The sequence below is a fragment of the Plantactinospora soyae genome, assembly GCF_014874095.1.
GTDB classification, from domain to species: Bacteria; Actinomycetota; Actinomycetes; order Mycobacteriales; family Micromonosporaceae; genus Plantactinospora; species Plantactinospora soyae.
The window spans coordinates 9,117,315-9,142,160 of record NZ_JADBEB010000001.1 but is presented as its reverse complement, the minus strand read 5'-3'; the positions used below and the strand labels follow the sequence as shown (position 1 = coordinate 9,142,160).

Here is a 24,846-nt window from a genome sequence, read left to right as displayed (position 1 = left end):
GGAGCGGCCATGACTGATCCACTCCAGGTGGTCCGGCCGAACTACTTCGGCGGCAGCCTGGCCGACGTACTGCCGAGCGCACTGGCGGTGCTGGGCGTCGACCGGTCCGACCCGTTGGGGCTGGCCGGCCAACTGGCCGGGGTACGCCGGATCGCGGTGCTGCTCGTGGACGGGCTCGGCTGGTACCAGTTGCCCGCCGCGGCCCCGTACGCGCCGATCCTGACCGACCTGACCGGCCGGTACGGGCGGCCGTTGACCTGCGGTTTTCCGTCGACCACCCCGACCAGTCTGGTCAGCCTGGGCACCGGAGCCGCGCCCGGCGCGCACGGCGTGCTCGGCTTCCGGATCAACGTGCCCGGGACGGACCGGGTGCTCACCCACATCAACTGGCCGGGGGCGGCCGACGACGGTCCGGATTTTCCGGGCGGCGGGCCGGGTTCGCCGCTCGGTGGGAACCGGCCGCGCGGCTCCTGGCCGCCCGCCGGCACCGAGGAGCAGCCGAGGTCGACGGCCGGGGAACGGCCCGGCGCCCCGGCCGGGGACGCGCCACCGGTGCACTCCGCCGAGTCGATGGGTGACCCCGATCCACGTCGGTGGCAGCCGCTGCCGAGCCAGTTGCAGCGGGCCGAGGCGGCCGGGGTCGCGGTGACCGTGGTGAGCAAGCCCGAACTGGCCGGCACCGGGCTCAGCCTCGCCGCGTACGGCGGTGCCGGGGCACACCGGGGCGCCGCCGACGTGGCCGCGCTGGCCAGCGAGATGCTCGGCGCGTTGACCGCCGGGGAGGGTCCGACCCTGGTCTACGGCTACCACCCCGAGGTGGATCGGCGCGGGCACCGCAGCGGCATCGGCTCGGCCGACTGGCAGGACGCCGTCGGCGAGGTGGACCGGCTGGTGGCCCGGCTGGTCGACGGGCTGCCGCCGGACGCCGCGTTGCTGGTCACCGCCGACCACGGCCAGCTCAACGTCCCGGCGGACGGGCGGTACGACCTCGACGCCGACCCGCGCCTGCGGGCCGGGGTACGGGTGGTGGCGGGGGAGGCCCGGGTCCGCTACCTGCACACCGTTGCGGGCGCGACCGCCGACGTGGTGGCCGCCTGGTCCGAGGTGCTGGGCGAGCAGGCGTGGATCGCCACCCGGGCCGAGGCGGTCGCGGCCGGCTGGTTCGGCCCGGTGCCCGAGGCACACCTGGAGCGGATCGGGGACGTGGTGGTCGCCTGCCTGGGCGAGGCCGTGGTCCTCGCCTCGAAGACGCACCATCCGATCGAGGCGACCCTGGTCGCGTACCACGGTTCGTGCACCGCGACCGAGATGACCATCCCGCTGCTGGTCGTACCCTCGCCGCGCAGTTAGCTCCGCCTCGGCCACCCGTACCGCCTGTGGCGCGTAATGGCCCCTGGGCTCAGCCGCCATGATACGAATACTCGGTGAGAGGACCGACGAAGCGGTGAGCTGTGGCGGACACCAGATTGGAACGGCTTTTACGGAAGCCCGGGCGTCCGCGTGAGATCTCCTTTCTCGAGCTGTTCTTCGACCTGGTAATCATCTTCGCGCTCACACAGCTCTCGGGGCGTTTCCTTCATAATTTCGGCTGGGAAGACACCGTACAGACGCTGATTCTGCTGGCGGCGATCTGGTCGTTGTGGGTAGCGGCGGCGCATCTGACGGACTGGTTCAACCCGGACGAGCCGTACGTGCGTGCGCTCACCGTTGTGAGCATGTTCGCGGTGCTGCTGGTCGCCGCTGCGGTGCCCAATGCCTTCGGTAAACATGGCTTCGTATTCGCCGGCGTGTACGTAGCGATAAACCTCGGTCGGCAGCTGGCGAACATCTGGATGCTGCGTGGTCATCCGCTCCAGGAGCAGATGGTGCGAACTGCGGTCTGGTTCGGCGTGACCGCGGTCCCGTGGCTGGTGGGAGCGTTCCTGCCCGCCACCCCGCGACTGGTGTGCTGGTCGGTGGCCGTGCTCCTGGAACAGGTGAGTATCGCGCTCGGCCGGCCGGTACCCGGGCTCCGCGAGGCGGGTGTGGAACACCTGCGGTTGGTCGGCGACCATATCGCGGAGCGTTACCGGCAGATCTTCATCATCAGTCTGGGCGTGCTGATCCTGGACAGCGGCATCAGTTTGAGCACAACACGACTCGACATCGTCCGGTTGCTTGCCTTCGCCATCGCGTTCGCGAACGCGGTGCTGCTGTTGTGGAGCTGGTTCCTGCCGCGCGGCCTCGATCTCGCGAACACGATCGACCAGCAACCTCGTAGGGCATTACGCACCGCGCACATCCAGGTGGTCGGGCTCGCCGGAATCGTCGTCACGGCGATGGGTGATCAGATCCTGATTGCCCATCCGCTCGGCGAGACCCGGGCCGTGTGGTCGGCCGGCATCCTCGCCGGGCCTTTCCTCTTCCTCGCCGGGAGGGCGATCTACGCGTGGATCATATTCCACCGTCCCGCCTGGCGGGCGCCGGTCGGAATGCTGGTCATCGCGGGGATTTCACCCGGCCTGCTGATGTTGCCACCCCTCGCCGTGGCGGTCGTCGCCAACCTGGTGCTGCTCGCTGTCGTGCTCAGCTACCGGTACATCCGGCTCGGCCCCCGGAGAGCCGCTTCCGGAAGCAGGCTGGAAGGGCTGCTCCGCAAGCGTGAACGTCCTCGGGAGATCTCCTTTCACGAGCTCTTCTTCGACCTGGCCATGATCTTCGCGTTGTCGCGGCTGTCCCAACGCGTGTTGAACGACTACGGTCTGGTGAACCTCGCGGAGACACTGGTGCTGTTCTGCGCGGTCTGGTGGGTGTGGGTGGCGACGGCCTGGTCGACGGACTGGTTCAACCCGGAAGAGCCCTACCTGCAACGCCTCATCATCGGCATCATGTTCGCCGGGTTGCTGATGGCGGCCGCCGTACCGAACGCCTTCGGCGAGCACGGGCTCCTCTTCGCCTGCGCCTACGCCGCGATCCACCTCGGCCGTGGTCTGGCGATCGTCCCCGTCCTGCGGGGCCATCCGCTCCAGGCACGGTCGGCGCGGGTGCTCATCTGGTTCAGCATCTCCGCCGTGCTCTGGGTGGTGGGAGCCCTGCTGCCTCCGCTGCCGCAGTTGGCGCTCTGGGCGGTGGCGGTGGCCGTCGACGGCGCGAGTGCCTGGTTCGGCTGGCCGGTGCCGAGACTGACCCGACCGCAGGCACATCTGCGGGTGATCGGCGAGCACATCGCGGAGCGGTACCGGCAGGTCTACATCATCGCCCTGGGCGAACTGGTCCTGGTGAGCGGGCTGACCTACAGCGGTACGGGCTTCGACTCCATCCGGACGCTGGCCTTCACCATCGCCTTCGCCAACGCGGTCCTGATGCTGTGGAGCTATTTCCTACCGCGTGGGCGCGATCTCGGCACCGTGGTCAATACGACCGCCCCGCGTATTGCCGTCGCCGCCTCGTACTGCCACGGGCTCATGGTCGCCGCAGCGGTCGTCACGGCGGTCGGTGCCGAAATGCTCATCCGCCGGCCGCTCGGCGAGACCCGGGTGGCCTGGATCATGGTGATCATCGCGGGGGTCGTCCTGCACATCATTGCCCGGACCGTGTACGGGGTGGTGATGTTCGAGGCCCGCCGACCATGGCGCGGACCCGTCGCGCTGTGCGTCATAGCCGCCATCACACCCGGCCTGCTCGCGGCACCGCTGCTCGTCGTGGCGGGTGCCCTCAACGTCGTGCTGCTCTGCCTCGTCCTCAGCTATCGGAGCGCCAAGGTGGACCCCCCGGCAGCCGTCTCGACGTGACCGGATTGCCGTCAGACGATGACGAATCGGCTGGGCTCGCGCAGCACATCGAGCGCGGCGGGCAGGTCGGCCAGCCGGGTGGCCAAGGTGGCGAGGGCGAGCCGCGTATCGGAGCCGTCAGCCCAGGCCAGTGACCCGGACTCGGGTCCGGAACACCTACCTGGTTCCGGGGGTTTGTCCGGGACCAGGTAGGGCCGGTTCGGCGGTGGTGCCGGCCACGCCGCCCCAGCGGTCGCGGCAGGTGTAGGAAAGGCTGGCGTGGATCCAGTTGCCGTCGTTGTCGCGCAGCACGACGAGGCCGCAGTGCCGGCAGGGACAAACTCTGGGGTACGACGGCAGCCGGCCGCCCCGGGTGGCCCGGGTCACCGGTCCGCCGTCCGGTCGCAGTAGCTGGCCGGACCGGTGGGCTTCTCGGTGATCCAGCACGAGCCGCCGAGGACGCTGTCCCAGTGGCAGCCGGGATGGTCGGCGGCCCGGACACAGACCTCGCCGTCGGGTCCGGCCCGGCCGCAGGTGACCGGCTCGTTGTGGTTCCACTGGTCGGCCCGGGAGAGCAGTGCCGGGTCGGTGGTCAGCTCGGGCCGGAGCAGGAGCAGCGCCTCGGTGTAGACGGCGGCCTTGCTGCGGGCGGCGAGCAGATCGTGCGCCGGGAAGGTCACGTGCAGGGTGTAGCGGCGGCGGGGCTCGGTGGTGTGACCGATGGAGCGGAGGCGCAGGTTGGGGGCGCTGTCGTGGCGCGGGCGAGGTTGCCTCGGGGAGTCGTCGGGCTCGTCCGGTAGCCCGGCGGGTGGGGGTGGGTTGAGGGCGTGCGCCAGGGCCGCGCGGACGGACTCGGAGACGTCGGCCCGGTCGAGCGCGGCAAAGAGATCGGCGTACGGCTCGGGCTGTGCACTGTGGGTGGTTGGTACGGACTGGGGCGGCTCGGGCGGCGTCCACTCGCGACGCAGCCGGTCCCAGTCCGGCGAGTTGTTCGGTGCCACGTGAGCCTCCAGGCGTTGATCATCAGGAGTGAGTGGGTCACTACAGAGAGCATGGATGACTGGAGTCGACTTTGCAACGTCGCATGCACGGTGAAAGTCTTCTAATGGAGAGAGATAGTTGACTCAGGAGCGCGATGGAGCAACGATCGACGAGGATTTCTGGAAGGGAGTGAGGTAGTGGCGCAAATCCCCAGCCCGACCATCAGGGCTCGCCGCCTCAGACGCGAGCTGCGACGGCTTCGTGACCGCGCTGGTTTGATCGCCGAGGACGTGGCCACCGACCTTGGCTGGCATCGCACCAAGGTCATCCGGATCGAGCAGGGTCACTCCCGCGTGACGCAGGACGACGTCCGGGACCTGGTGACCCTCTACAAGGCCACCGATGAGGAACAGGAATCGCTCGCCGCTCTGGCTCGGCAGGCACGTCAGAAGGGCTGGTGGAACGCGTACGGTGACGTGCTGCCCGACGCCTACGTGGGTTTCGAGGCCGAGGCTTCGTCGATCAGCTCCTACGAGAGCCTTCTCGTTCCGGGCCTGTTGCAAACAGAGGAGTACATCCGGGCGTCCATCCAGGCCGGCCGAGCAACGGCTGATGAAGACGAGAGTGACCGCATCGTCGCCGCCCGCCTGGCGCGGAAGGCATTACTCTCCCGAGATGTACCGCCGAAGCTCTGGGTCGTGCTGGACGAGGCGGTGGTGCGACGCATGGTCGGCGGACCCAGTGTGATGCGTGCACAGGTTGCCCGCCTGATCGAGGCGTGCGCGAACCCGTCGGTCGTGTTGCAGGTGCTGCCGTTCAGTGCCGGGGCGCACGCTGCCATGAGCGGACCGTTCACGGTCCTGGGCTATGACGACGAGCTGCTCGACCCAACTCTTGTCTACATCGAGAACGATACGAGCACCCTGCTGTTGGACAAGGAGCCGCAGGTCGCCCGGTATAGACTCATGTTCGACCACCTGCGGGCGAAGGCGCTCGATCCCGACCACTCGGGTGAGTTCCTGGCTCGGGTGATGGATGACTACCCCAAGTAGCCCTGCAAGGAGACGATCGATGACCGCCCCCGACCTGGAGCCTGCCGTCTGGCGCAAGAGCAGTCGCAGCAGCCCGAACGGCTCCAACTGCGTTGAGGTCGCCGGGCTGGCTGAGGCGGTCGGGGTGCGGGATTCGAAGGACGTGACAGGGCCAGTGTTGCGGTTCACCCCGTACGCCTGGGCCAGCTTCACCAACGCTCTGGATCAAGACCCCGGGCTCAGCGCGCACTGACCGACAGGGCCCGAGACGACACCGCAGCATCCCGATGGGCTCGTTCGGAGGCCTGACGTCGGGGCCGAGTGGGCACATTTTCCCGCCCCCGGTTCGTTCACGGGCTGGGCATCGACGTACAGGTCCGAGCACAGTGGCGGGTGGCCCGAACTGATCTACTCATCCGGCTATGCTCGGTCACCGCACCCAACGGGCGCACTGATCGCGCGCATGAGCGGATACTCCCGCCGAAAGCGACCTCGCGAGCCATGATCACTTACAAAAGTCTGCCTACAGTTGGGTTGCGGCGTTTGTGGACGACGGTCACCGTGAGCCAGGCCGGGCTGCGTCGTAGTGGAGATGCTTCGTGATGCGCTACTGTTCGAACGTGGACGATACGCTCCTGTGGAACGGCGCCAACACAGGCAACTCGATCCACGCAGAGCAGGGCCCAGACTTTCCCACTGTTCTGCGGAGCTGGCGTCTCCGTCGGGAGTGGGAAGCGCACCTGCGGGTGTTCTGCGGGGAGTGGCAATCTCTATCACCCGACGACCCGGACGATCCCTATCTGGCCACCATGAACGGTTGTGCCAACCAACGCTTTCTGATCAGGTGGCGCAGCATCGGTGGCGTGCCGGTCCGTTTCGGCTGCGGGACGGTCGCGGGCGACGTCGGAACGATCGTCGAGAACGAGCTACCAGCGCCGGCAGTACGCGGTTGGGCCGAACTTCACGGCTGCGGATGGCCGCTATGGCGGTTCGTCGACCAGGAGGACGGTAGCAACCTCGGTGACATTGCTGTGGCGGTGCAGTATTGGATAGCTTCGGCCTGATCCGATGGTGCAGCTGAGGGCTTCTCTGCGGTAACGTGCGCCCATGCCGCTCGCCAAGCCAGTCATTGGCGCCTCAGACGCCTGGATTACTCCAGCCCTGGTGGCGTCCATCTGCGCCCTCTTATTCACGATCGGTTCGTTCTGGTGGATCCAAGTTCGCCGTGGTCGGCTACGCAGCTATTCGCCACAGGTCTATGCAGCCGCCTTTGGGCCAAACAAGATAATGATAGTGCTGCCCCTGGTGATCCATAATCCGGCACCGGCGCCGCTGGCGGTGGTTGGGCTCCGGTTGCGGGTCGACTTACCGGTGGCCAGGCGCCGGGATGTCGCCGAGCCGACGGCCGATTCTGTCGCTCTGCCAAAGATCATGCCGTGGATCGCTTGTCGATCCCACGTCTACTCCGACTTACGGACATACAACGCGCCGTTCGCAGTGGATGGGCGAGGGATGGCGGAGAAGTTCGTGGAGTTTCAGTGGGATGATCCACCCACGACGCTCGCAGGCGGTCCCTACGTTGTCACCGTCGAGGTTCGGTCGGCTCCGCGTCGGTGGTGGCAGAAAGACAGATGGCGCAGGCTGCTTCAATTCGACCTGAATACGCAGCTCTCCACCGAAGCCCGAGCGTCGTTCCTAACTCGGACAAATGATCTGGAGTTTACCGGTCCGGCAACCCGCGCATGGGAAGGCCAGTAACGGCGGCGGCCAACATCATCATCAACCGCCCCGATAGGAGACTCGTGAGTATCCAGCAGGATCGGCGAGAGTTGGAGCGCAAGCAGAAGGCGCAGTCGGACAGCGCGCGCAGGGCCGCCGACCTGCGGACCAAGGAGGCGCGCAAGCGCGTCGACGCAGCCAAAGCCGATCAAGCGGCTGGCCGTACTCGCAGCCCGTCGCAAGCTCAACGCAAAAGACGCGAAGCCGTCCGGGCCGTGGAGGCTGCCAACAAGTACGGCCGAGACGCATCCGCACTGGAGGCGAAAGCTGCTGGTTACGGCTCCGATGCGGCGAAGCTACAAACCAGGATCGCGAACGCGGAGACAGCTGAACGTCAACGGGCCGCCCGTCAGCAGACTATCGCCCAGCGGGCAGCACAGGTCCAGCAACGCCAGCTCGCCCAGCAGGTCGCATCTTCGCAGGAGCGAATCGCCATGTCAGAGCAGGCGTTGCGTGCACTCAGCGCGCCGAGAGCCGAAAGACTCCGTATCCTCATGTTGGGCGCGTCCTCCGAGGGAGATCTCCGCGTCACGCGCGAACACACCAGAATCCGCCGAGCAGTCGAAGCTGCGCTGCACCGTGATCAAGTTGAGATTGACGTGCGACTTTCGGCCACGACGCAGGACTTACAGGACGGCATCGCCAAATTCCGCCCCCATGTCGTCCACTTCTCCGGACACGGCGATGAGCAACTGATCTCCTTCGAGGAAGACGTGGATGACTTCCACTCCGGTGTCGTGGTGACTGCGAGCGCCTTCGCCTCAGCCTGCCAAGCCACCGACTCTCCGCCGACCCTGATCGTGTTTAACGCCTGCAAGTCCTCCGGCACGGCCGACGCGCTCGTCGACCGCTTCGCACCCCTGGCGATCGGTATGACAGACAGCATCGACGACGGCGACGCCCTTAACTACGCCGCCGCCCTCTACTCTTCGGTTGCTAACGGCCAGTCAGTCAACTCCGCCCACCTCGCGGGCAAGGCAGCCATCGAGCTGGCAGGCGGGGAGCACGAATTGCCATACCTCGCGACGGGTCAGGGCATCGACCCGACAACAGTTATCCTGGTAAAACAGCCGCCGACTGGGTAAGTCGTCAACAAGATCCAGTTTTACTCTCATCGTCAGGTCAGTGCGCCGAACGCATAACCGCGCCGTTCTGCGGCGGATCTTGCGACCTGTGCGCAATCGTGACGCCATTGGCCCTATAACGGAATGCGGGTGAGCTGAGAGTGACCGCACCGCGCTACATGTAATGCGCGTCGGCTGTTTACCGACGGGGGAGGACGGCGTCGTCCGCCGCCCTGATCGTGTCCCGCCCGATGCTCCGACTCAGAGCTTTGAAGGACGACGAAAAAGATGGCCAGTCCGGCCACAGGTCCGGCCACGGGCATGTCGACGATGATGAGGGCAGTCCGCGTCGACAGGTTCTGAAGGGAAGTGGCCCGTGTCAGGGGCGGGCATATCCGCTCAACGGGGATGCGTTGAGAGACGGCGGCGATGTTCTGCAGCGCTCTCACCCGGGTGTGCGATTGTGCTCAACTCGGCAGGTAAAGGCGCACTCATGACACTTGACACGACTTGTCCGAATAGTTGGAATGCCTGCCCGCGTCTCGTGGTTTGCGGCGCCGACTCTGTTCGTGACCAGGTCGGAGGCGGTATCCAAATGAGTTTCAGTTCATTGCTCGTATGTGACAAATCAACGACACCCGCACTCGAAGCTTTCCCGAGTTGCATCTATCGCTCATCATGGACGACGTGCCCAAGCGACTCTGGACTGCCTCTGCGCTCGTCTTGATCATCACCTCCTCGGTGATCATGATCTTCAGTGGAAGCCTCGACGGCGCCGCAGCATGGGCAAACATCATCGCACTGCCGGTGGCAGCCGCCGGTACGTATCTGACACTTCGGCGCTCGTCACGCGTCTCCGAATCGCGAGATCAGGATGGAGTGAACGGCAGGGGTGCCTCGGCCGGTGGCGGTCCAGCTATGAACCAAAATGGATACACATCCTACGGAGACGTCATCCAAGTCGGACGTGACTACATCGTTCAGAGCCAGCCCGGCTCGGACGGTCGGTGACTAAGTGGTCAATCAGACCGGCCGCACCAACGATGGAGACGTGGTCCAGCCCGCGCGCGACTACGTCCATCATGACTACAGGACGACGAAGAAGTATTACGGTCCGCCTCCTAATCCCGCTGATCAAGAGGATGGCGAAGAGTCGTCGGAATCAGGTTCGGGCGCTGGTACGGCGGCAGCCGCAGGCGGCGGTGGACTGGGCGTAGTTGGGGTCCTTGCCGTCTTGGGCTTTTTCGTCTTCGGGGGCGACGAGCCGTTCCCGGCGACATCAGATCCCTGGCCGGCTGAAGTGAAGCAGGAGTCCGTGGTCGCGACTGTAAGTGACTGGCTCGACAAATGCGCAAAGTCAGCATCTGCAACTCCGGCCAACTGCCCGCAATCCATTGTTGAGGCATCAGACGTCTCTAAGGTCCATTGGGCTTTTTTCGGCAATCCTATTGAATCTCCGGTCATCCACTACAACCAGGCGGAAAGCCGCTTTGACCTGCTCGGGACCGTCGTGGTATCGGCGGACTACACCGTCTCCAAGAAGCCGCGCCGCGTCGTGACGCCAACGACGTACTGGGCCAAGGTGGAGTGGGTCGAAGGAAAGCTCGACGTCCAGGGGATTAAAGAGCAGTCAGCCATAGGTGATCCCGAGGTTGCGAAACAAGATCCCAGGGTGGCTTGGGAACCGATGTCGGCGACACTGAGAGACGCATTCACCCGTTGCGTGCGTGATGCCGACTTGGCTATGCCGGCCGGTTGTCCTGAATGGCATCCGCCGTCGGGCGCCGAAAAGCTTAAATGGTCTTTGACAGGCGACCCGTTGCTGACGGCTCGCGCTACATTCGATACGAAGTTCGGCATATACCGCGTGAAGGGCACGTATGAATTAGTCGTGCGCTATACGTGGCTCGACGCCAAGAAGACCGAACTGCGAAATCTCAACTACGAGGCTTGGATTGCTCCCACCGCAGCAGGGCCAGTCGTCCTACAGATTAAAGATGCCGTTTGAACCTACTGATTTGCCACGAACAGCGGATACGACCCGTCAGGTAGCTGATGGAATTGGGCGGCGGCGGGAGCTGCTGTTCAGAGGATGATTCTGGGCCGAGATGTCTGACCGTTCCCGCCGGGACAGGCCGTAGCCGAAGTAGCTTTTCGGTTGTCAGGTCCATTGCAGTCTTTCGAACGGGCGATCAGGCTCGTCGTCGACCTCGTGCTGTGGAGGGAGGGCACCACGCCGCTAGATCGCTCTCCGTAAGGCCGTGGATGTTGAGCCGGTCGGCGAGGAAGCCGTTTATAAATGGTGTCGGGAAAGTCACCAATCTCCGAGTCGAACTCGCCGTGCCACTGCTTTACCCAGGGCATCACTTCCCGCAGCCCGGCCAGCAGGGGCGTCAGCTTCTCTGCCGACCAGCCCGCCTGCTCGTCGCGCAGCACGATGAGTACGGCCAACGCCTGTGCCTGCTCGCGATGGTCCCAACCAGCCCAGCCGATCAGCAGCGACGGATCGTTGTCCCGGCCCGCCTGGGGGTACGAGATGAACCGCTCCTTGGGCACGTCGAGCTTGCCTCGGCCGCTCCAGTAGCTGTTCTTACGGAAGTCGGCCGGCTTGTACTTCTCCGGTACCGGGATCTGGTCCCGGATCTTCCGCTTGGCCGGCTCGTCGGGCGCCGCGTCCTCCTGCCGTTGTAGGTCCCTGACGTTCTCCCAGCGGGCACGCTTCTCCATCCCATCTGCGCTGTAACGCAACGCCGCCAGGTAGGGCACGTGCTCGGGCTCGATCAGTTCCACGAGCAGGGCCGACAGCTCCTTGCCCGAGTCGTAGAGGTCCGCCACGGCCAGGTAGTCCGGATCCCGATGCAGCTCGTCGGCGAGCTGCGCGACCGACAGCGGACGGGGCTGCGGGACGCCGTTCTCGTCCGGGGCGTACCACAGCTCGCGTGCCTCGCAGCGGTCCAGCAGCCAGTCCCGGAGCGCCTTGTCGAGCATCCGGTCCCAGCCCTCGGTGGCCCACCGCCGCTTGCACTCCGGCCGCTCGATCAGCGCCAGGTAGCGGTTCTGCTCGATGATCGCAATCCGCTTCTCCACCACCGCCCGATACTCCGGCGCCCAGTGCTCCGGCAGCTCGGTGATCGGCCTCGACCCGTGTCGGGCGAACCACTGCGTCTCGGCCTTACCCGCCGCCATCTTGCGGGCAAGCACGATCTCGAAGGCACGCTCACCGAGCTGCAACTCCGGCACAGACTCGGCCGGCGCTGTCAGCTCGTCCGGCAGCAACTCGTACTGGTGGTAGACCTGCCAGTCCAGCTCCTCCTAGAGCGCGATCATCCGCCCTCGGGTCGACTCCCACTCAGCCTCAGCACCGGACAACCGCCCCCGCGTCGGCACGGCCTCCACCGCGACCGCCGCAGGGCTCACCGCCGTCAAGCGCCGCGCCGCCGCATCCAGTTCCCGCGCCAACTCCACGAATCCGGTACGCCGGGTTGTGCTCGGGGTCGAACAGCAGCCGCCCGGCCTGCGTCCCTCCGATGTGCTCGAACGACGCCAGCAGCCAGTCCCGGTCGGTCTTCCCCCGATGCTGGCGGAAGTAGTCGTCCTGCGACTCCTCGGCCAGCACTGCCCGGTCCTTCTCTGGCCCGGCCCGGTAGCAGACGCCGCCGAACAGCCCGTTGTCCTCGCAGAACCGGACGAAGACCGAACCCAGCACCCAGGCCACCGCCGACTGGGTCACCCGCTCGTCCCGCCACGCCGGTCAGGTCGCCGCCGTACACTTCAAAGTGAACGCCTGGTCGTACTCGGGTCGTAGTTTTGCGTAGTGCTCTCCGGATTCGCCGATCTGCTCGACCAGGTCCTTCTCCAACGCCCTGACCTGGCCCTGTAGGTCCTTCAGCAACGCCCGACGATCGATCACAGTCCGTCTGCCCTCGTGCTGCGCCGCACCGAATCGTCCAACCCTACCGGCTGTGTAGATCTAGGAAACGCTACGGAAAGATCGACTCGACAAACGGATAGAACACGTGGTTGTAGGTGCCGTTGTCCAGGAACCTGCCGTTGCTGAGGATCGCCTTTCGGAGGGTTTTCAGGTCGCCCTGACGACCCTCGGCGGTTAGTCGAACCCGCAGCCGGACCGCCTCCTGCCGAACCTCGGCGGCGAGTTCCTGCACGAGCCCCGGCGGTGATGCCCCGAACCGGAGACCGCCCATCTGTCCGGCGAGCGACTGCACCTTGTCCTCGAAGTACTTCAGGTCCGCTGGCACGCGGTTGAACAGTCCCATGGCCACCGCTTCCTGCTAATCGTGATCGGAAGCCCCCGTCGTTGAACAGGGCTGACGCTACCGACGGCCGGCACGGAACCAGGTCACCTCGCAGGGCGTGAACTGACATCGATCAGGCCGGCTCACCCGGTGCCATCGTGGCCGTCCGTCGTCCGGATCGGTGGCAGTACGCAGCCGTCCGGTCACCCGGTTGAGGTGTGGCCCATGTCGCTGGCCCGGATGGCCCTCGGCTCGATAACCGGAGTACGGGACGCGTCCAGTATCGCCAACCGGATCGTCCTACCCACCCCACCCGGCATCTCGGCCCGCCACGCCCTGCTCGTCCTGCGGCCGGACCGGCTCCGGTCGGTGGCGGTCAGCCACGGCATCCCGCCGGTCGCGCTGGCCCGGCTGCTCGCCGACGACCGCGACAGCTTCATCCGCGAACGCACCGCGACGCTGGCCGGCCTGAAACAGGAATTCCTCCAGGAGATCGGCGACGAGGAACTCACCTGGGACGCCGCCGAGGAAGACGGATCCTGATCGGAGGGTCGGGGTGGTACGAGCATTGAGGTTATCCACAGGTTTTTGACCGTGGGGTGACGGGGCAGTCGCGCTTCGTGCTATAACCTCCGAGGTAATTTCACCTGTAATCGGGGGTAACGGGATCATGGTGACAACCGAGCCGGGATGGCGGCCGGAGTATCGCGGCGCTGACAGCAGCGTCGGCGATGTCGGCTCGGGCAGAGAACTCGGCGCACACCTCTACTACCTCTACCGGGCCGGTCGTAACGAGCTGCCCCGGATCGCCAGGACCTACGCGGACGTGACGGTGCTGGTGCACCAGACGGCCGGGGCGATGGAAGGGCAGTTCACTCTGCCTGGGCGGGGGATTGGCCCGGCTCAGCAGCGTCTGCTGGAGTTGCGTGCCGAGGTGCAGGACGTGTTGCGGCTGACCTCGCTGCGGATGTCGGAGGTCGGCACTGCGCTGGTTACCATCGCCGACCGGTACGCGGCCACGGACGAGGCTGCGGCCAGTGAGTTCACTCGGCTCCTTGGCAACAACGCGTCGGACTACCAGCGCCCCGCCCTCGCCCCGACCGACCCCCCGGCCCCCGGGGATCCACCCCTGGCGGATCCCCGCATTCCCCGCAACATCGTTGACTGACCTGGCCAGACGGGAGACGTCATGGTCGACAACTCGATCCGCTTCGACTATCGCCAGATGCACCAGTACCTCAACGAAATCGGCACCTACCTGGCCGAGCTGCACTACATCGACCAGGTGTTCGCGTACATGGACGATATCGAGTCCAGCTCGTTTGAAGTACTCGCCGAGATTGCCGCTGCCGGGTTTGCTTCCGGTTCCTGGTTCAGCGTGGAGTTCACCGGGACGGTCTCGTTCAGCCGTACCTGGCGCGTGCCGCCGCCGTTCCCGCCCCGCCTGATCTGGCAGGATTCGATAGAGGAAGAGATTCAGAAGCAGGTCGAGGAGTACAAGGCGAAGGCACCAGGCTGGGCGTCGGACAACATGGACTCGATCAAGTCGATGGTCAAGCCACTAGCTCACCCCACCGGGTCCGTCTATTCCAACGACATCATCCAACCGGTGCGGGACGCACTGGCGCGGTTGGAAGACTTCGTGTCCCACGACTTCGGAAAGCTGCGGCACACCCTCGGCAACTGGTCCGGAGAGGCGGCCGAGGACTTCGCGACCAACTTCTACAACCCCTTCGAACGGACCCTGGCAAGCCACCACCGGATGCTCGCTGCGCTCGTCGCCGGTCTGGAGGCCGCACACACGACCGTCGACCTCACCCAGCAGAGCCTGATGAACGTGCTGCACGCCACCTGCGACGCGCTCCTGGAGCAGTTGCGCGGACGCTCCCAGCAGGCGGCGGCGCAGCAGCAGGAGCAGTCCACCAAGCATGCGCTGATCATCGTCAGCGCGTTCGTGCCCATGGCAAAAGGCCGGGATCTCTGGGCCAACAGCCTCGACCTGGGCAGCGCAGGGGCGAGCGCCGCAACCGCTAATCCCATGAAGGAACATGCCCTGACCGGAGGCACTGCGGAGGAGTTGCTCCTTGCGCTGAGCGAGGCCATCAAAGTTGTCGCTGAGAACTCGGACAAGCAATACCGGGAGCTTGATGAACAAGTTACGGGCGTACTCTCTCGGATGGAATCCATTCGGGACACACCGGATGGAGGGGACGGGCGGCTGGTGCCTCGACAGCCCCTGCTGCTCCACGGCACCAACAGCAGCGACTTCCATCTACCGCGGGCCCGATGAGCGGAGTTGTCGGCATGCAGGTACACCGTCGAGAGCGTTACCCGATCATCCGGCCCTGGGCAGTGCTCGCCGCAGCTGCCGCCCTTGCCATCGGCGGATGCGACTCCAGCCCAGAGCCGACCGAGACCCCCGAGCCACGTGTCACGTACGGGCAGGCGACCCCGGACATGTGCGATCGGATGAGGATGGCGGAGGTCGCTACACGCTCAGGCCTGAAACTCCGCTCCTCGTACGACCCGAAAGTACATTTCGATCCTCGGGGTAGCAACGTTTCCCTAAGCTGCGAAATCAGGGCCCACGACGACAGTGGACGATTCCGTACCGAGGTCGGGGAGTTTGATCCGGCCGGCACCGTCAGCCTGCGGACGTACCCGAACCACGAGGATGCCGAGGATGCTCACAAGGCAGAGGTGATCTCACTGCGGAAGTTCGCGGAATCCAAGCCGGAGGTGTCGATACAGGATGTCAGTGGCTGGTGGGACGAAGGGGTCTATTTCCAGACGGTAGTCCCGATCGAACCGCAGCAGTATCCTCGCATCGAAGACCTTGACGCCGCCGGGGTGGAGGTTCTTTACGAGCTACGCCACGGCAACCTGCGCGTCACCACACGCATTGATAACCGGGCAGCAACTCCGGAAATCGATCAGGTTCTCGCCTTCCTCCGTAACTTCGCGGAAGCGTTCACTCAGGAGGCGGTGTCCCACCTCTCCCGGACGGGACCAAGCTGATTCGTCATGACGAGATTTCACAATCCCTCGCCGGAGCGGGTGCACCCGCCGATCGCCGGTTTCCACCACCAGGCCGAGGTTAGCTCGCCGCGCTGGTTGGTGCTCTCCGGCCAGTTCGGGATCCGACCTGGTGGACATGTGCCGGACGACTCGATCGAACAACTGGTGATCGCGCTTGACAACGTCCGTTGGAACCTGTTCGCCGCCGGCCTGCAGGTCAAGGATGTAGTCAAGCTGACCATCTACCTTGTCGGCGATATCGACATGGATCGGCTGCGAGCTGAACTCGCCCGTTGGCTCGTCCGCCACAAACCGACGCTGACCATCCTGTTCGTCGCCGGGCTCGTCGGTCCCAGCTTCCGCGTACAGGTAGACGCCTTCGCCGTCCAACTGAATCATCAGGGCCGGCTCCGCACACCGATCGGCCGAGGTGACGCTGCCGCCCGCGTCGAGGCCACCCCGGCCAGGTGCACCATTCGTCGGCCGTCCGCCGCTAACCGTCGGTGCCCTCGCCCGCCGCCGCCAGCCGGGCAAGGTGCTCATCGGTGAGGGCGATGTCGAGGGCGGGCAGCGCCGACGCGTACTGCTCGGGGGTGCGGGGGCCGATCAGGGTGACGAACTCCGGGTCGCGCTGGTGCAGCAGCCAGGCCAGTACGAGCTGGTTGCCGGTCACCCCGAACTCGGCGGCGATCTCGGCCACGACAGCGAACCGGGCATCGGCGTCCGCTCCCCGGTACGACGCCATCACGTGGTGGTCGCGCCGCTTCGTCAGGTCGTCGTAGCTGCCCTTCAGGATCGGCGAGTACGCGACCAGGGTCAGATCGTCGTTCGCCCGCAGGTAGTCGAGCTGCTCGTCATCCACGATGGACCGGGTGTCCGCCCCTGGGCGGGGGCGCAGGTACGAGTGCTGCTGTTGCAGGGCGACCGGCGCCGGCCAGCCGTACCGGTCGGCGAGCTGGCGGATCCGTTCCAGCCGCCAGGTCCGGATGTTCGACCAGCCGACGTACCGGGTCTTGCCGGCCGCGACCAGGCCGGCCAGCGCCTCCAGGGTCTCCTCCAGCGGCGTGTTCCGGTCGTCGACGTGCACGTAGTAGAGGTCGACGTGGTCGGTGCCGAGCCGGCGCAGGCTGTCGTCGAGCGCCTGGCGGAGGGTCTGTGCCCCGGCCCCCTCATATTGCCGGCTGGCCGCCGCCGGGTCGTGCGGGTTGTCCCGGACGGCGTCCACGTCCCGGATCCACGCGCTGCCCTTGGTGGCCAGGAAGACCTCGTCCCGCCGGCCGGTCCGGTGCAGCCAGCGGCCGAGCAGGCTCTCGCTCTCCCCGCCCCGGAACGGCGGACCGGGCCACCAGGCGTAGCAGTTCGCGGTGTCCAGGAACGTGCCACCGGCGTCGAGGTAGCGGTCGAGCATCGCGTACGACGACTCGTCGTCGGCCAGCGTGCCCATCAACATGCAGCCGAGCGCGAACTGGCTGACCTGTTCGCCGGTTTGGCCGAGTGGCACCGTCTTCATCGGATTCCTCCCCGTCGCCAACGCTCAGCCGATGCTGACGCGAAACCGTCAATGCTAGGCATCGAGGACACCGCAAGGTCAACTAAATTTTCCGTCCCAGCCGACCGGGGGCGGGAAGGCCGCGCCGGAAGGCCGGGGTGCGCCGGGCGGGGTGGATCCGTCGTACCCGGGGGCTAGCCTGCGGTTATGGGTCGCAGCCAGTCCGTGCCACGGGGCAGTGATCCGCGCTTCGGCGCGGACGCCGACGATTCCGGCTGCCCGATCCTGCACGTCGACATGGACGCGTTCTTCGTCGCGGTCGAGGTGCGGCGCCGGCCCGAGCTGCGCGGCCGGCCCGTCGTGGTCGGCGGGACGGGCCCGCGCGGCGTGGTCAGTTCGGCCAGCTACGAGGCCCGCGAGTACGGCGTGCGCAGCGCCATGCCGGCGATGCGAGCTCGGGCGCTCTGCCCCTCGGCGATCTTCCTGCCGCCCGACTTCGACCAGTACACGGCGGCGTCCCGGGCGGTGATGGAGATCTTCCGTGACGTGACGCCACTGGTCGAGCCACTCTCCCTGGACGAGGCGTTCCTGCACGTCGGCGGCGCCCGTCGGCTGATCGGCCGGCCGGCCGAGATCGCCCGGCTGATCCGTGCCCGGGTCGTGGAGCAAGAGCGGCTGACCTGTTCGGTCGGGGTGGCGTCGACCAAGTTCGTGGCCAAGCTCGGCTCGACCCGGGCCAAGCCGGACGGGATGATCGTGGTTCCCGCCGACCAGGTGCTGGAGTTCCTGCATCCGTTGCCGGTCGAGGCGTTGTGGGGGGTGGGGGAGCGGGCGGCGGAGAGCCTGCGTCGGCTCGGCCTGACCACCGTCCGCGACATCGCCGAGGCGCCGATCGGGATGCTGCGGGGCAGCCTGGGCGAGGCGGCCGCGTCCCACCTGCACGAACTGTCCTGGGGACGGGATCCCCGGGGAGTCAGTCCGGAGCAGGTGGAGAAGTCGATCGGGGCAGAGGTCACCTTCGACACCGACCTGGCCGACCGGGAGGTGCTCCGCCGGGCCCTGCTCGGGCTCGCCGAGAAGGTGGGCGTACGCCTGCGTCGGGCCGGGCAGGTGGGGCGGACGATTTCGATCAAGGTCCGATTCGCCGACTTCCGTACGGTAAACCGGTCTCGTACGCTCGGCGGCCCGACCGACGTCGCCCGTGAGGTTTTTGACACCGCCTGGGCACTCTTCGACGCGCTCGGCCCGGGTGACCGGATCCGGCTCCTCGGCGTCCGGGTCGAGGGGCTCAGCGCCGTCGACGAGACGCCGCAGCAGCTCACCCTGGGTGCGCCGGAGCACGGCTGGCGGGACGCGGAGGCTGCGGCGGACGCCGCCGCCGCCCGATTCGGGCGTTCAATGGTGCGTCCAGCGAGCCTGTTGGGGCGCGACAACCCGCGCCGGACGGAAAATCCGGCGCGGCCATAGGTCGTCCCGCTTTCCGACCCGCGAGCCCCCTCGTAGACTGGCGGGTAAGCAGCCGGTCGGCTGCCACGGTCTGTCGGTCCGAGCGGACCGACTCAACGTGACCGGGGAGGAGTGCCGTGCCGCTCTCGGAGCACGAGCAGCGGCTGTTCGAGCAGATCGAGCAGTCGCTTGCCGAGGACCCTAAGTTCGCCTCGGCTGTGCGTGCCAGCGACCCGCGTTTCCACGCGCGACGTCGCCTGCTCGTCGCGATCAGCGTGATAGTCGCTGGCCTTGCATTGGTTGTCTACGGCACGGTGAGCAAAACTCCGCTGCTCGGAGTAGCGGGCTTCGTGGTGATGCTCGGTGCGGCCGCGTTCGCGATGCTGTCGCAGCGTCGGGCGCAGTCACCGGATCTGCACGTGGTCGGCGGCACCACCAGCCGTCGGGTCCGCGGGCGACGCCTGTCGTTCGTCGACCGACTCGAAGAGAGGTGGCGTCAGCGGCCGGAAGGCCACCGCTGATCGCGTCCCCGTCAGCGGGCTGACCCCCGCCGACGGTTTCAGCCGGATCGTTCCCGGCGACCACTGGTAATTCTCCATGCCCGCACCCCGCTCCAGCACGGCTCGTCCGGTCAGCCCGAACTGACCGGCGGGCCGTTTTCGCGTCCCCGGCCACCCCGAGACGAGACGACAGAGATCCCCGTACCGGAGTACGGGGATCTCTTTTCGTGCCGAGAATGTCGTGCCGGGGATGTCGGGCCGGGCGGGACCTCAGCGGGACGGACGGCTGGCGAGTATCCGGCGCGGGCTCCACCGCAGCATGCGATCCCGCAGCCGACCGCTCAGGCCGACGAAACCGGCCGACATGTCCATGATCGCCGACCGCCAGCGGAACAGCACTGACGGCGGCAGGGTGGCCGCCATGATCCGGGTACGCCGATCGGCACCGGCACTGAGTTCCCGCCGTACCGAGCGGAGGGCGTCGACCAACGGACCGTGCCGCAACGGCTCCCGGGCGTACCGGGCCCGTTCCTCGGCCCGGCCCAGCAGGCGTACCGCCTCTCCGGCGGGTCCGGCGGAGAGTTCCTCGCGCACCAGCCGGTCGGCCGTCGTCCGGGGAGTCTCCGCGGGATCCACCCGGATCCGGAAGTCGACCAGGGTGTCGACCAATTCGTCCCAGGCGGCGTGCGCATCCGCCCGGGCCCGGGCCAGCTCCGAATCGCTGAGCACCACCCGTGCGACTCCCGGCGTCGCGTCGCCGTTCCCCGCCACGGTGGCCAGGGTGCCGGCCGCTGCGGCCACCCGGACCTGACGTCTCCGGCGGAGCAGGACCCGGCGTAGGGCGGGCACGCTGAGCAGCAGCGCCAGCAGCACCGCCACGCCGAGCACGTACATCGGCCAACTCGGACCGCTGTCCTGGACCACGCCGCCGCCGTCGGCGGACGTACCGTCGAAGGCCTCCTCAGGCCCGGCGGACGTCTCCGGTCCGGCCGACGGGTCGGCCGCGGGACCGGCACTCGTGTCCGTCGTCGGGCTGGGCAGGTCGGGCCGGTCCGGGTCCGGCGCGTAGTCCGAGCGCAACGAACCGGGAACGTTAGCCGCCGGTGTGGGATCGAACGGGACCCAGCCGATGTCCGCGAAGTAGACCTCGGTCCAGGCGTGCAGGTTCAGGTTGGTCAGGGTGTACGTGTTCTCCCGCCGGTTGTTGCCGTTGGTGAACCCGAAGGCGACCCGGGCGGGGATGCCCGCCTGCCGGACCAGCCAGGTCATCGCGGCGGCGTACTGCTGGCAGAAGCCGGCCTTGTTGGTGAGGAAGTTGACGATGTCCTGCCCGCTGGTGCCACCCTCGGTGCTGAGCTGGTAGCTGAAGCCGTTCTCCCGGGAGAAGTAGTCGTAGATCGCCCGGACGCGTTCGTAGTCGTTCCGCTTGTCCTCGGTGAGCCGCGCGACGAGCGCCTCGACGTCGGCCGACGGCTCGACCCGGGTGTAGAGGGTGCGCAGCGAGTGCCCCTCCGGAAGTGACTCGGCGGCCGCCAGCGCCTGCGGGCTGTACTCCGACCGTACGTAGTCGAAGGAGTACTTCCGCCCCTTCGACGACGCCCGGTTGGAGTACACGACCTGCATGGTCGGGTCGTAACGCCAGTTGCCGTCCATGCCCCGGGTGGCCACCGGCTCGGCGTACACCGGTAGGAACGGCATGACGAAGTCGAGCACCTCGACGCTGGCCTGGTGCGCGGTGCGGGTGATGCCCTGGGACGCCCGGTTCAGCCGGCGGGGATCCGGAAGCGGGGCCGTCACCTGCTCGCCGTTCGGGGTACGCGGAACGAAGCCCTGGCGCCGGAACTCGTCGGCGACCGCGAACCGTAGGTAGAACGGCTCCGGATCCTCCGTCGTCACCCGGACCATGTCGCGGACCTCGGAGCGGTTGAGTTCCCCGCTGAGCTGGGCGAAGAGGTTGATCCGCCCCGGTGAGCCGCCGAGGCCGGCCGGGCCGTTGCCATCGCCGCTACCACTCGCGTTCAGTTGGCTGAGCAGCCCCGAGGTCATCCCGGGCACGGCCAGGGGCAGCAGCACCGCGACGGCGACGCCGATCACCGCCAGGCGGCGACCTGCGGCGGCCAGCGGCGACGGCTCCCAGACGTCCACGTCCCGCCCGTCACCGGTGAACCGGCGCCCGAAGTGGCGGACCCGGTCGACGTTGTCCGCGGCCAGCAGCCACAGGAAGCCGACCGCCCCGATGACGAACGGCACCGCCGAGACGCTGTCGACGTGCACCGCCACCGGAACCGAGTAGATCGCCAGCATCGGCAGTCCGGCCAGGGCCGGGCGGCGCAATCCGACGGTGAGCAGGTCCACCACGATCGCCACCGTGCCGACCCCGAACGCCGTCAGGAAGAGCAGCGAGTCGATGTCCTGCACCGGCACCCCGTACGACCGCATGTCCTCGCCCGAGGCCGCGACCAGGGAGCCGAAGTGGGTGATGGTGCCCGGGGTGGGCAGCAGGGCCAGGAACTCCTCGCCGCTCGGGAAGATCCAGGTCAGTCCGAGCAGCAGCGCGACGAGCATGCCGAGCCCCTGCGCCCAGACCGGCCCCCGCCACCAGCGGACCAGCGTCGCCGTGCCGGCGACCATGCCGACCACGACGGCGCACTCCACCAGCCAGGTCCACCGGTCGTAGATCGTGGAGAGCGGGGCGGCGGCGAGCAGGGTGGCCGCCGCGGCCACGAACCCCAGATGACGGCGTCCCCTCATGCCTTCTCCCCGTCCCTGCCGATGATCCGACCGTTCCGTTTCATGCCGTCACCTCTGGCCGATCCGCTCGCTCGTGCCGTCGCCCCGCTCCGGCCGGTCATCGCACCCCGCCGGCCGGTCATCGCACCCCGCCGGCCACCGTCTCGGCCGACACGGCCCGCCAGGCGAAACCCTGCGAGCCGCGAGCCGCCTGCGGCCAGAGCGCCGGCAGCTTGCTGCCGTGTTCGACGCCGACCACCCGCCAGCCGCTCTGCATCAGGCCGAGGGCGGCCGCGCCGTGCGCGTGGTTCGCCTCCGCCCGGGCCTGCGGCGTGAGGTTGAGCCAGGTCGAGCTGTCCACCAGGAAGGCGACGCAGGTGGTGCCGTTGCTGCGCAGTCCGGTCAGCAACTCCGCCTCGGCGGTGGTCAGCGTGCCGAGCAGGGCGATGACGAGCCCACCGTCGGACCGCTGCCGGACCCGTTCGACGAGTGTCGCCACGTCGCCCCGCTGGGTCAGCCGGACATCGGCGAGGTGGTCCAGCAGCAGGCCCTCGCCGCCGGCGTCGTTCGCGTGCGTGTCGATTCCGGAGTCGGTGACCAGCCGGAGCTTGTAGCCGGCCTGCCGCAGGTGTACGGCGATACTCGCCGCCGCCGAGACCGCCCACTCGAAGCTCGCGGTCGGTCCCTCGCCCCGGTGCGCGAACGACCGGGTGTCCAGCACCACCGTCGCCCGGCTCTCCCAGGGCTGCTCCTCCCGGCGCACCATCAGCTCACCCGTGCGTGCGGTGGACTTCCAGTGCACCCGGCGCAGGTCGTCCCCGCGCCGGTACTCCCGGGTGGCGGCGTCGTCCTCGCCGTGTACCGCCACCGAGCGGGCCCGGCTGTCCCCGGTGCCCGCGTACTCGCCGGCGAGCCGGACCGAGGGCAGCGGGGTGACCTGCGGGATGACGGTGAGTGGGTCGACGCTCGGGAAGGCGCGGGTCAGCTCGCAGAGCCCGAACGGGTCGGTCAGCCGGATGACCAGCGGCCCGACCTCGTACCGGCCCCGCACGTCGGCCCGTACCGTGTACGCCACCGAACTCGCCTGGTGCGCCCCCAGACGTTCCAGGACCACCCGGGGACGGCTACCGAGAGCGTACGGCAGCCGGTCCTCGAGCAGCAGTGTCCCGGTCGGCAGCCGGGACATGTTCTGCAGTCGCAGCACCACCCGGGAACTGGCGCCCACCGGCACCCGGTGCGGTTCCAGTGAGCGGCTGCAGGCGAGCTTGTAGCGGCTGCGGCCGACGTACAGGGCGGCCAGCAGCGGAAGCACCCCGAGCAGGATGGCCACCCGGAGCAGATCCTTCTCGCCGAGGATCAGCGCGGAGATCGCCGCCGCCACGGCGGCGGCGAGGAAGGACCGCCCCCGGGTGGTGAGTCCGCGCATCGCCTCGCGCACGCCTCATCGCCCCCGGGGCTCGTACTGCGATCGCCCGGTGCCGTCGCCGGAACCGGGTGGCCGGGTGTCGTAGGGCGAGCGTTGCCGTTCGTGTGGCAACGCCAGCCGGTGCACCAGGTCCGACACGATCGCGTCGGTGGTCCGGCGGGCGAGCTGGGCGTCGGCCGTGGAGATGACCCGGTGGGCGAGCACCGGTACGGCGAGCGCCTGCAGGTCGTCGGGCAGTACGTAGTCCCGACCCTCCAGCGCGGCGACCGCCCGGGCGGTGCGCAGCAACTGCAGGGTGGCCCGGGGCGAGGCGCCGAGCCGCAGGTCGGGTGCCTCCCGGGTCGCGGTGACCAGGTCGACGGCGTACTGCTTGACCGCGTCGGCGACGTGTACGTCGCGGACCGTGGCGATCAGTCTCCGTACGGTGGCGGCGTCGGAGACCGGACGCAGCTCGTGGATCGGGTCCCGGCCCCCGTGCGCGTCGAGCATGGCCAGCTCGGCGCCGGAGTCCGGATAGCCCATCGCGATCCGGGCGGTGAACCGGTCGCGCTGTGCCTCGGGCAGCGGGTAGGTGCCCTCCATCTCGATGGGGTTCTGGGTGGCGATGACCATGAACGGCGTCTGTAGTTCGTAGGTGACGCCGTCGACGGTGACCTGCCGCTCCTCCATGCACTCCAGCAGGGCCGACTGGGTCTTCGGCGAGGCCCGGTTGATCTCGTCGCCGACGACCAGGTTGGCGAAGACCGCGCCCGGCTTGAACTCGAAGTCGTGCGTCTCCTGGTTGTAGACGCTGACCCCGGTGACGTCGCTGGGCAGCAGGTCGGGGGTGAACTGGATGCGCCGGACCGAGCAGTCGATCGACCGGGCGAGTGCCTTGGCGAGTTTGGTCTTGCCGACACCGGGAACGTCTTCGATCAGGAGATGGCCCTCGGCGAGCAGGACGGCGAGTGCGAGTCGGACCGTGGCGGTCTTGCCCTCGATGACCTCTTCGATGTTGGCCACGATGGCGTCGCTGGCGGAACGGAACTGTTCATTCGGCAGTGCGCCGCCCAGTTCGTCCCAGGTTTGTTGAGTCACGGGCCTCCTCCTCGTCGTTCACGGCCGCCTGCCTAGTTAAGAGTCGCTGGGGTGGCCGTATGGTTCGCGGGAGAGTACGTCCGTCCGGGACACCCGGATCACCCGCATGCCTCAGGCTAGCCGTATTCGGCTGTGGAGCCGAGCACACCCGGTAGGAGGCCCGGCCGGATCGCCGGTCGGGAACGGGTGCGACAGGTCGGGCGGCGAAGCGGTACAGTGGCCTCATGTCCAGGGTCCACCTGCTCCTTAGCGAGCCGTGCTGACGCGATAGACAGCGACAGCGCGGCTACCCCTCCTGTGTGA

At 67.6% G+C, this 24,846-nt stretch carries 25 protein-coding genes; 16 read left to right on the top strand and 9 right to left on the bottom strand.

The genetic code is table 11. The features are described 5' to 3' along the window. Positions 1-9: 9 nt before the first annotated feature. Positions 10-1,350 carry an alkaline phosphatase family protein gene (locus H4W31_RS39850; RefSeq protein WP_192771312.1) on the top strand — a complete coding sequence of 447 codons (1,341 nt, stop codon included), beginning with the start codon at positions 10-12 and terminating at the stop codon, positions 1,348-1,350. Positions 1,351-1,451: 101 nt separating this feature from the next. Next, complete coding sequence (locus H4W31_RS39845; RefSeq protein ID WP_192771311.1) at positions 1,452-3,770, top strand: low temperature requirement protein A; 2,319 nt, start codon at positions 1,452-1,454, stop codon at positions 3,768-3,770. Positions 3,771-4,132: 362 nt separating this feature from the next. On the opposite strand, the gene H4W31_RS39840 is transcribed toward H4W31_RS39845, so the two are convergent. Beyond that, a complete protein-coding gene (locus tag H4W31_RS39840; protein ID WP_192771310.1) occupies positions 4,133-4,750 on the bottom strand; it encodes a hypothetical protein in 618 nt (205 codons plus the stop codon). A gap of 177 nt (positions 4,751-4,927) precedes the next feature. Here H4W31_RS39840 and H4W31_RS39835 point away from each other — a divergent pair, with 177 nt between their 5' ends. The 7 genes from H4W31_RS39835 to H4W31_RS39805 all read left to right on the top strand — a co-directional run bounded on the left by H4W31_RS39835 (position 4,928) and on the right by H4W31_RS39805 (position 10,612). After that, on the top strand, positions 4,928-5,782 hold the full coding sequence (locus H4W31_RS39835) for a helix-turn-helix domain-containing protein (protein ID WP_192771309.1): 855 nt from the start codon (positions 4,928-4,930) through the stop codon (positions 5,780-5,782). 19 nt (positions 5,783-5,801) lie between these two features. Continuing rightward, on the top strand, positions 5,802-6,014 hold the full coding sequence (locus H4W31_RS39830) for a DUF397 domain-containing protein (RefSeq protein WP_192771308.1): 213 nt from the start codon (positions 5,802-5,804) through the stop codon (positions 6,012-6,014). Positions 6,015-6,381: 367 nt separating this feature from the next. Continuing rightward, positions 6,382-6,825 carry a hypothetical protein gene (locus H4W31_RS39825; RefSeq protein WP_192771307.1) on the top strand — a complete coding sequence of 148 codons (444 nt, stop codon included), beginning with the start codon at positions 6,382-6,384 and terminating at the stop codon, positions 6,823-6,825. Positions 6,826-6,868: 43 nt separating this feature from the next. Continuing rightward, entirely contained in the window at positions 6,869-7,519 is a 651-nt protein-coding gene (locus tag H4W31_RS39820; RefSeq protein ID WP_192771306.1) for a hypothetical protein, read from the top strand. A gap of 44 nt (positions 7,520-7,563) precedes the next feature. Further along, entirely contained in the window at positions 7,564-8,625 is a 1,062-nt protein-coding gene (locus H4W31_RS39815; RefSeq protein ID WP_192771305.1) for a hypothetical protein, read from the top strand. A 666-nt stretch (positions 8,626-9,291) separates the two neighbouring features. After that, entirely contained in the window at positions 9,292-9,615 is a 324-nt protein-coding gene (locus tag H4W31_RS39810; protein ID WP_192771304.1) for a hypothetical protein, read from the top strand. 4 nt (positions 9,616-9,619) lie between these two features. Then, complete coding sequence (locus H4W31_RS39805; protein WP_192771303.1) at positions 9,620-10,612, top strand: hypothetical protein; 993 nt, start codon at positions 9,620-9,622, stop codon at positions 10,610-10,612. A 77-nt stretch (positions 10,613-10,689) separates the two neighbouring features. Here H4W31_RS39805 and pglX read toward each other — a convergent pair whose 3' ends face one another. The 4 genes from pglX to H4W31_RS39790 form a co-directional block, all read right to left on the bottom strand. Continuing rightward, complete coding sequence (gene pglX / locus H4W31_RS39800; protein ID WP_225947707.1) at positions 10,690-11,910, bottom strand: BREX-2 system adenine-specific DNA-methyltransferase PglX; 1,221 nt, start codon at positions 11,908-11,910, stop codon at positions 10,690-10,692. A gap of 49 nt (positions 11,911-11,959) precedes the next feature. After that, entirely contained in the window at positions 11,960-12,334 is a 375-nt protein-coding gene (locus tag H4W31_RS43525; RefSeq protein ID WP_225945922.1) for a hypothetical protein, read from the bottom strand. A gap of 21 nt (positions 12,335-12,355) precedes the next feature. Further along, a complete protein-coding gene (locus H4W31_RS39795; protein ID WP_192771302.1) occupies positions 12,356-12,496 on the bottom strand; it encodes a hypothetical protein in 141 nt (46 codons plus the stop codon). Between the two features lie 88 nt (positions 12,497-12,584). After that, positions 12,585-12,878 carry a hypothetical protein gene (locus tag H4W31_RS39790; RefSeq protein ID WP_192771301.1) on the bottom strand — a complete coding sequence of 98 codons (294 nt, stop codon included), beginning with the start codon at positions 12,876-12,878 and terminating at the stop codon, positions 12,585-12,587. Between the two features lie 204 nt (positions 12,879-13,082). Between H4W31_RS39790 and H4W31_RS39785 the strand changes: the two genes are divergently transcribed. From H4W31_RS39785 to H4W31_RS39765, 5 genes are all read left to right on the top strand, one after another. Continuing rightward, entirely contained in the window at positions 13,083-13,400 is a 318-nt protein-coding gene (locus H4W31_RS39785) for a hypothetical protein (protein ID WP_192771300.1), read from the top strand. 127 nt (positions 13,401-13,527) lie between these two features. Further along, positions 13,528-14,025 (top strand): hypothetical protein, encoded by a 498-nt coding sequence (locus H4W31_RS39780; RefSeq protein WP_192771299.1) that lies wholly within the window; start codon positions 13,528-13,530, stop codon positions 14,023-14,025. Positions 14,026-14,046: 21 nt separating this feature from the next. Continuing rightward, a complete protein-coding gene (locus H4W31_RS39775) occupies positions 14,047-15,147 on the top strand; it encodes a hypothetical protein (protein ID WP_192771298.1) in 1,101 nt (366 codons plus the stop codon). Then, the gene (locus H4W31_RS39770; protein ID WP_192771297.1) at positions 15,144-15,875 is read left to right on the top strand and encodes a hypothetical protein; all 732 of its coding nucleotides are present in this window, start codon (positions 15,144-15,146) and stop codon (positions 15,873-15,875) included. Before H4W31_RS39775 ends, H4W31_RS39770 begins: the two co-directional genes overlap by 4 nt. A 39-nt stretch (positions 15,876-15,914) precedes the next feature. Then, a complete protein-coding gene (locus H4W31_RS39765; protein WP_318783661.1) occupies positions 15,915-16,424 on the top strand; it encodes a RidA family protein in 510 nt (169 codons plus the stop codon). Here the strand turns inward: H4W31_RS39765 and H4W31_RS39760 are convergent. Further along, positions 16,369-17,385, bottom strand: coding sequence for an aldo/keto reductase (locus tag H4W31_RS39760; RefSeq protein ID WP_192771295.1), 1,017 nt, complete (start codon positions 17,383-17,385; stop codon positions 16,369-16,371). The genes H4W31_RS39765 and H4W31_RS39760 overlap by 56 nt on opposite strands. 186 nt (positions 17,386-17,571) lie before the next feature. Here H4W31_RS39760 and dinB point away from each other — a divergent pair, with 186 nt between their 5' ends. After that, the gene (gene dinB, locus H4W31_RS39755; RefSeq protein ID WP_192771294.1) at positions 17,572-18,831 is read left to right on the top strand and encodes a DNA polymerase IV; all 1,260 of its coding nucleotides are present in this window, start codon (positions 17,572-17,574) and stop codon (positions 18,829-18,831) included. A 116-nt stretch (positions 18,832-18,947) separates the two neighbouring features. Beyond that, positions 18,948-19,331: a DUF3040 domain-containing protein gene (locus H4W31_RS39750; protein WP_192771293.1), complete on the top strand. Its 384-nt coding sequence runs from the start codon at positions 18,948-18,950 to the stop codon at positions 19,329-19,331. A gap of 249 nt (positions 19,332-19,580) precedes the next feature. On the opposite strand, the gene H4W31_RS39745 is transcribed toward H4W31_RS39750, so the two are convergent. The 3 genes from H4W31_RS39745 to H4W31_RS39735 all read right to left on the bottom strand — a co-directional run bounded on the left by H4W31_RS39745 (position 19,581) and on the right by H4W31_RS39735 (position 24,543). After that, on the bottom strand, positions 19,581-22,061 hold the full coding sequence (locus H4W31_RS39745; protein ID WP_192771292.1) for a transglutaminase TgpA family protein: 2,481 nt from the start codon (positions 22,059-22,061) through the stop codon (positions 19,581-19,583). A gap of 118 nt (positions 22,062-22,179) precedes the next feature. After that, the gene (locus H4W31_RS39740; RefSeq protein ID WP_192771291.1) at positions 22,180-23,478 is read right to left on the bottom strand and encodes a DUF58 domain-containing protein; all 1,299 of its coding nucleotides are present in this window, start codon (positions 23,476-23,478) and stop codon (positions 22,180-22,182) included. Positions 23,479-23,481: 3 nt separating this feature from the next. Further along, positions 23,482-24,543, bottom strand: coding sequence for an AAA family ATPase (locus H4W31_RS39735; protein ID WP_192771290.1), 1,062 nt, complete (start codon positions 24,541-24,543; stop codon positions 23,482-23,484). Between the last annotated feature and the right edge of the window lie 303 nt (positions 24,544-24,846).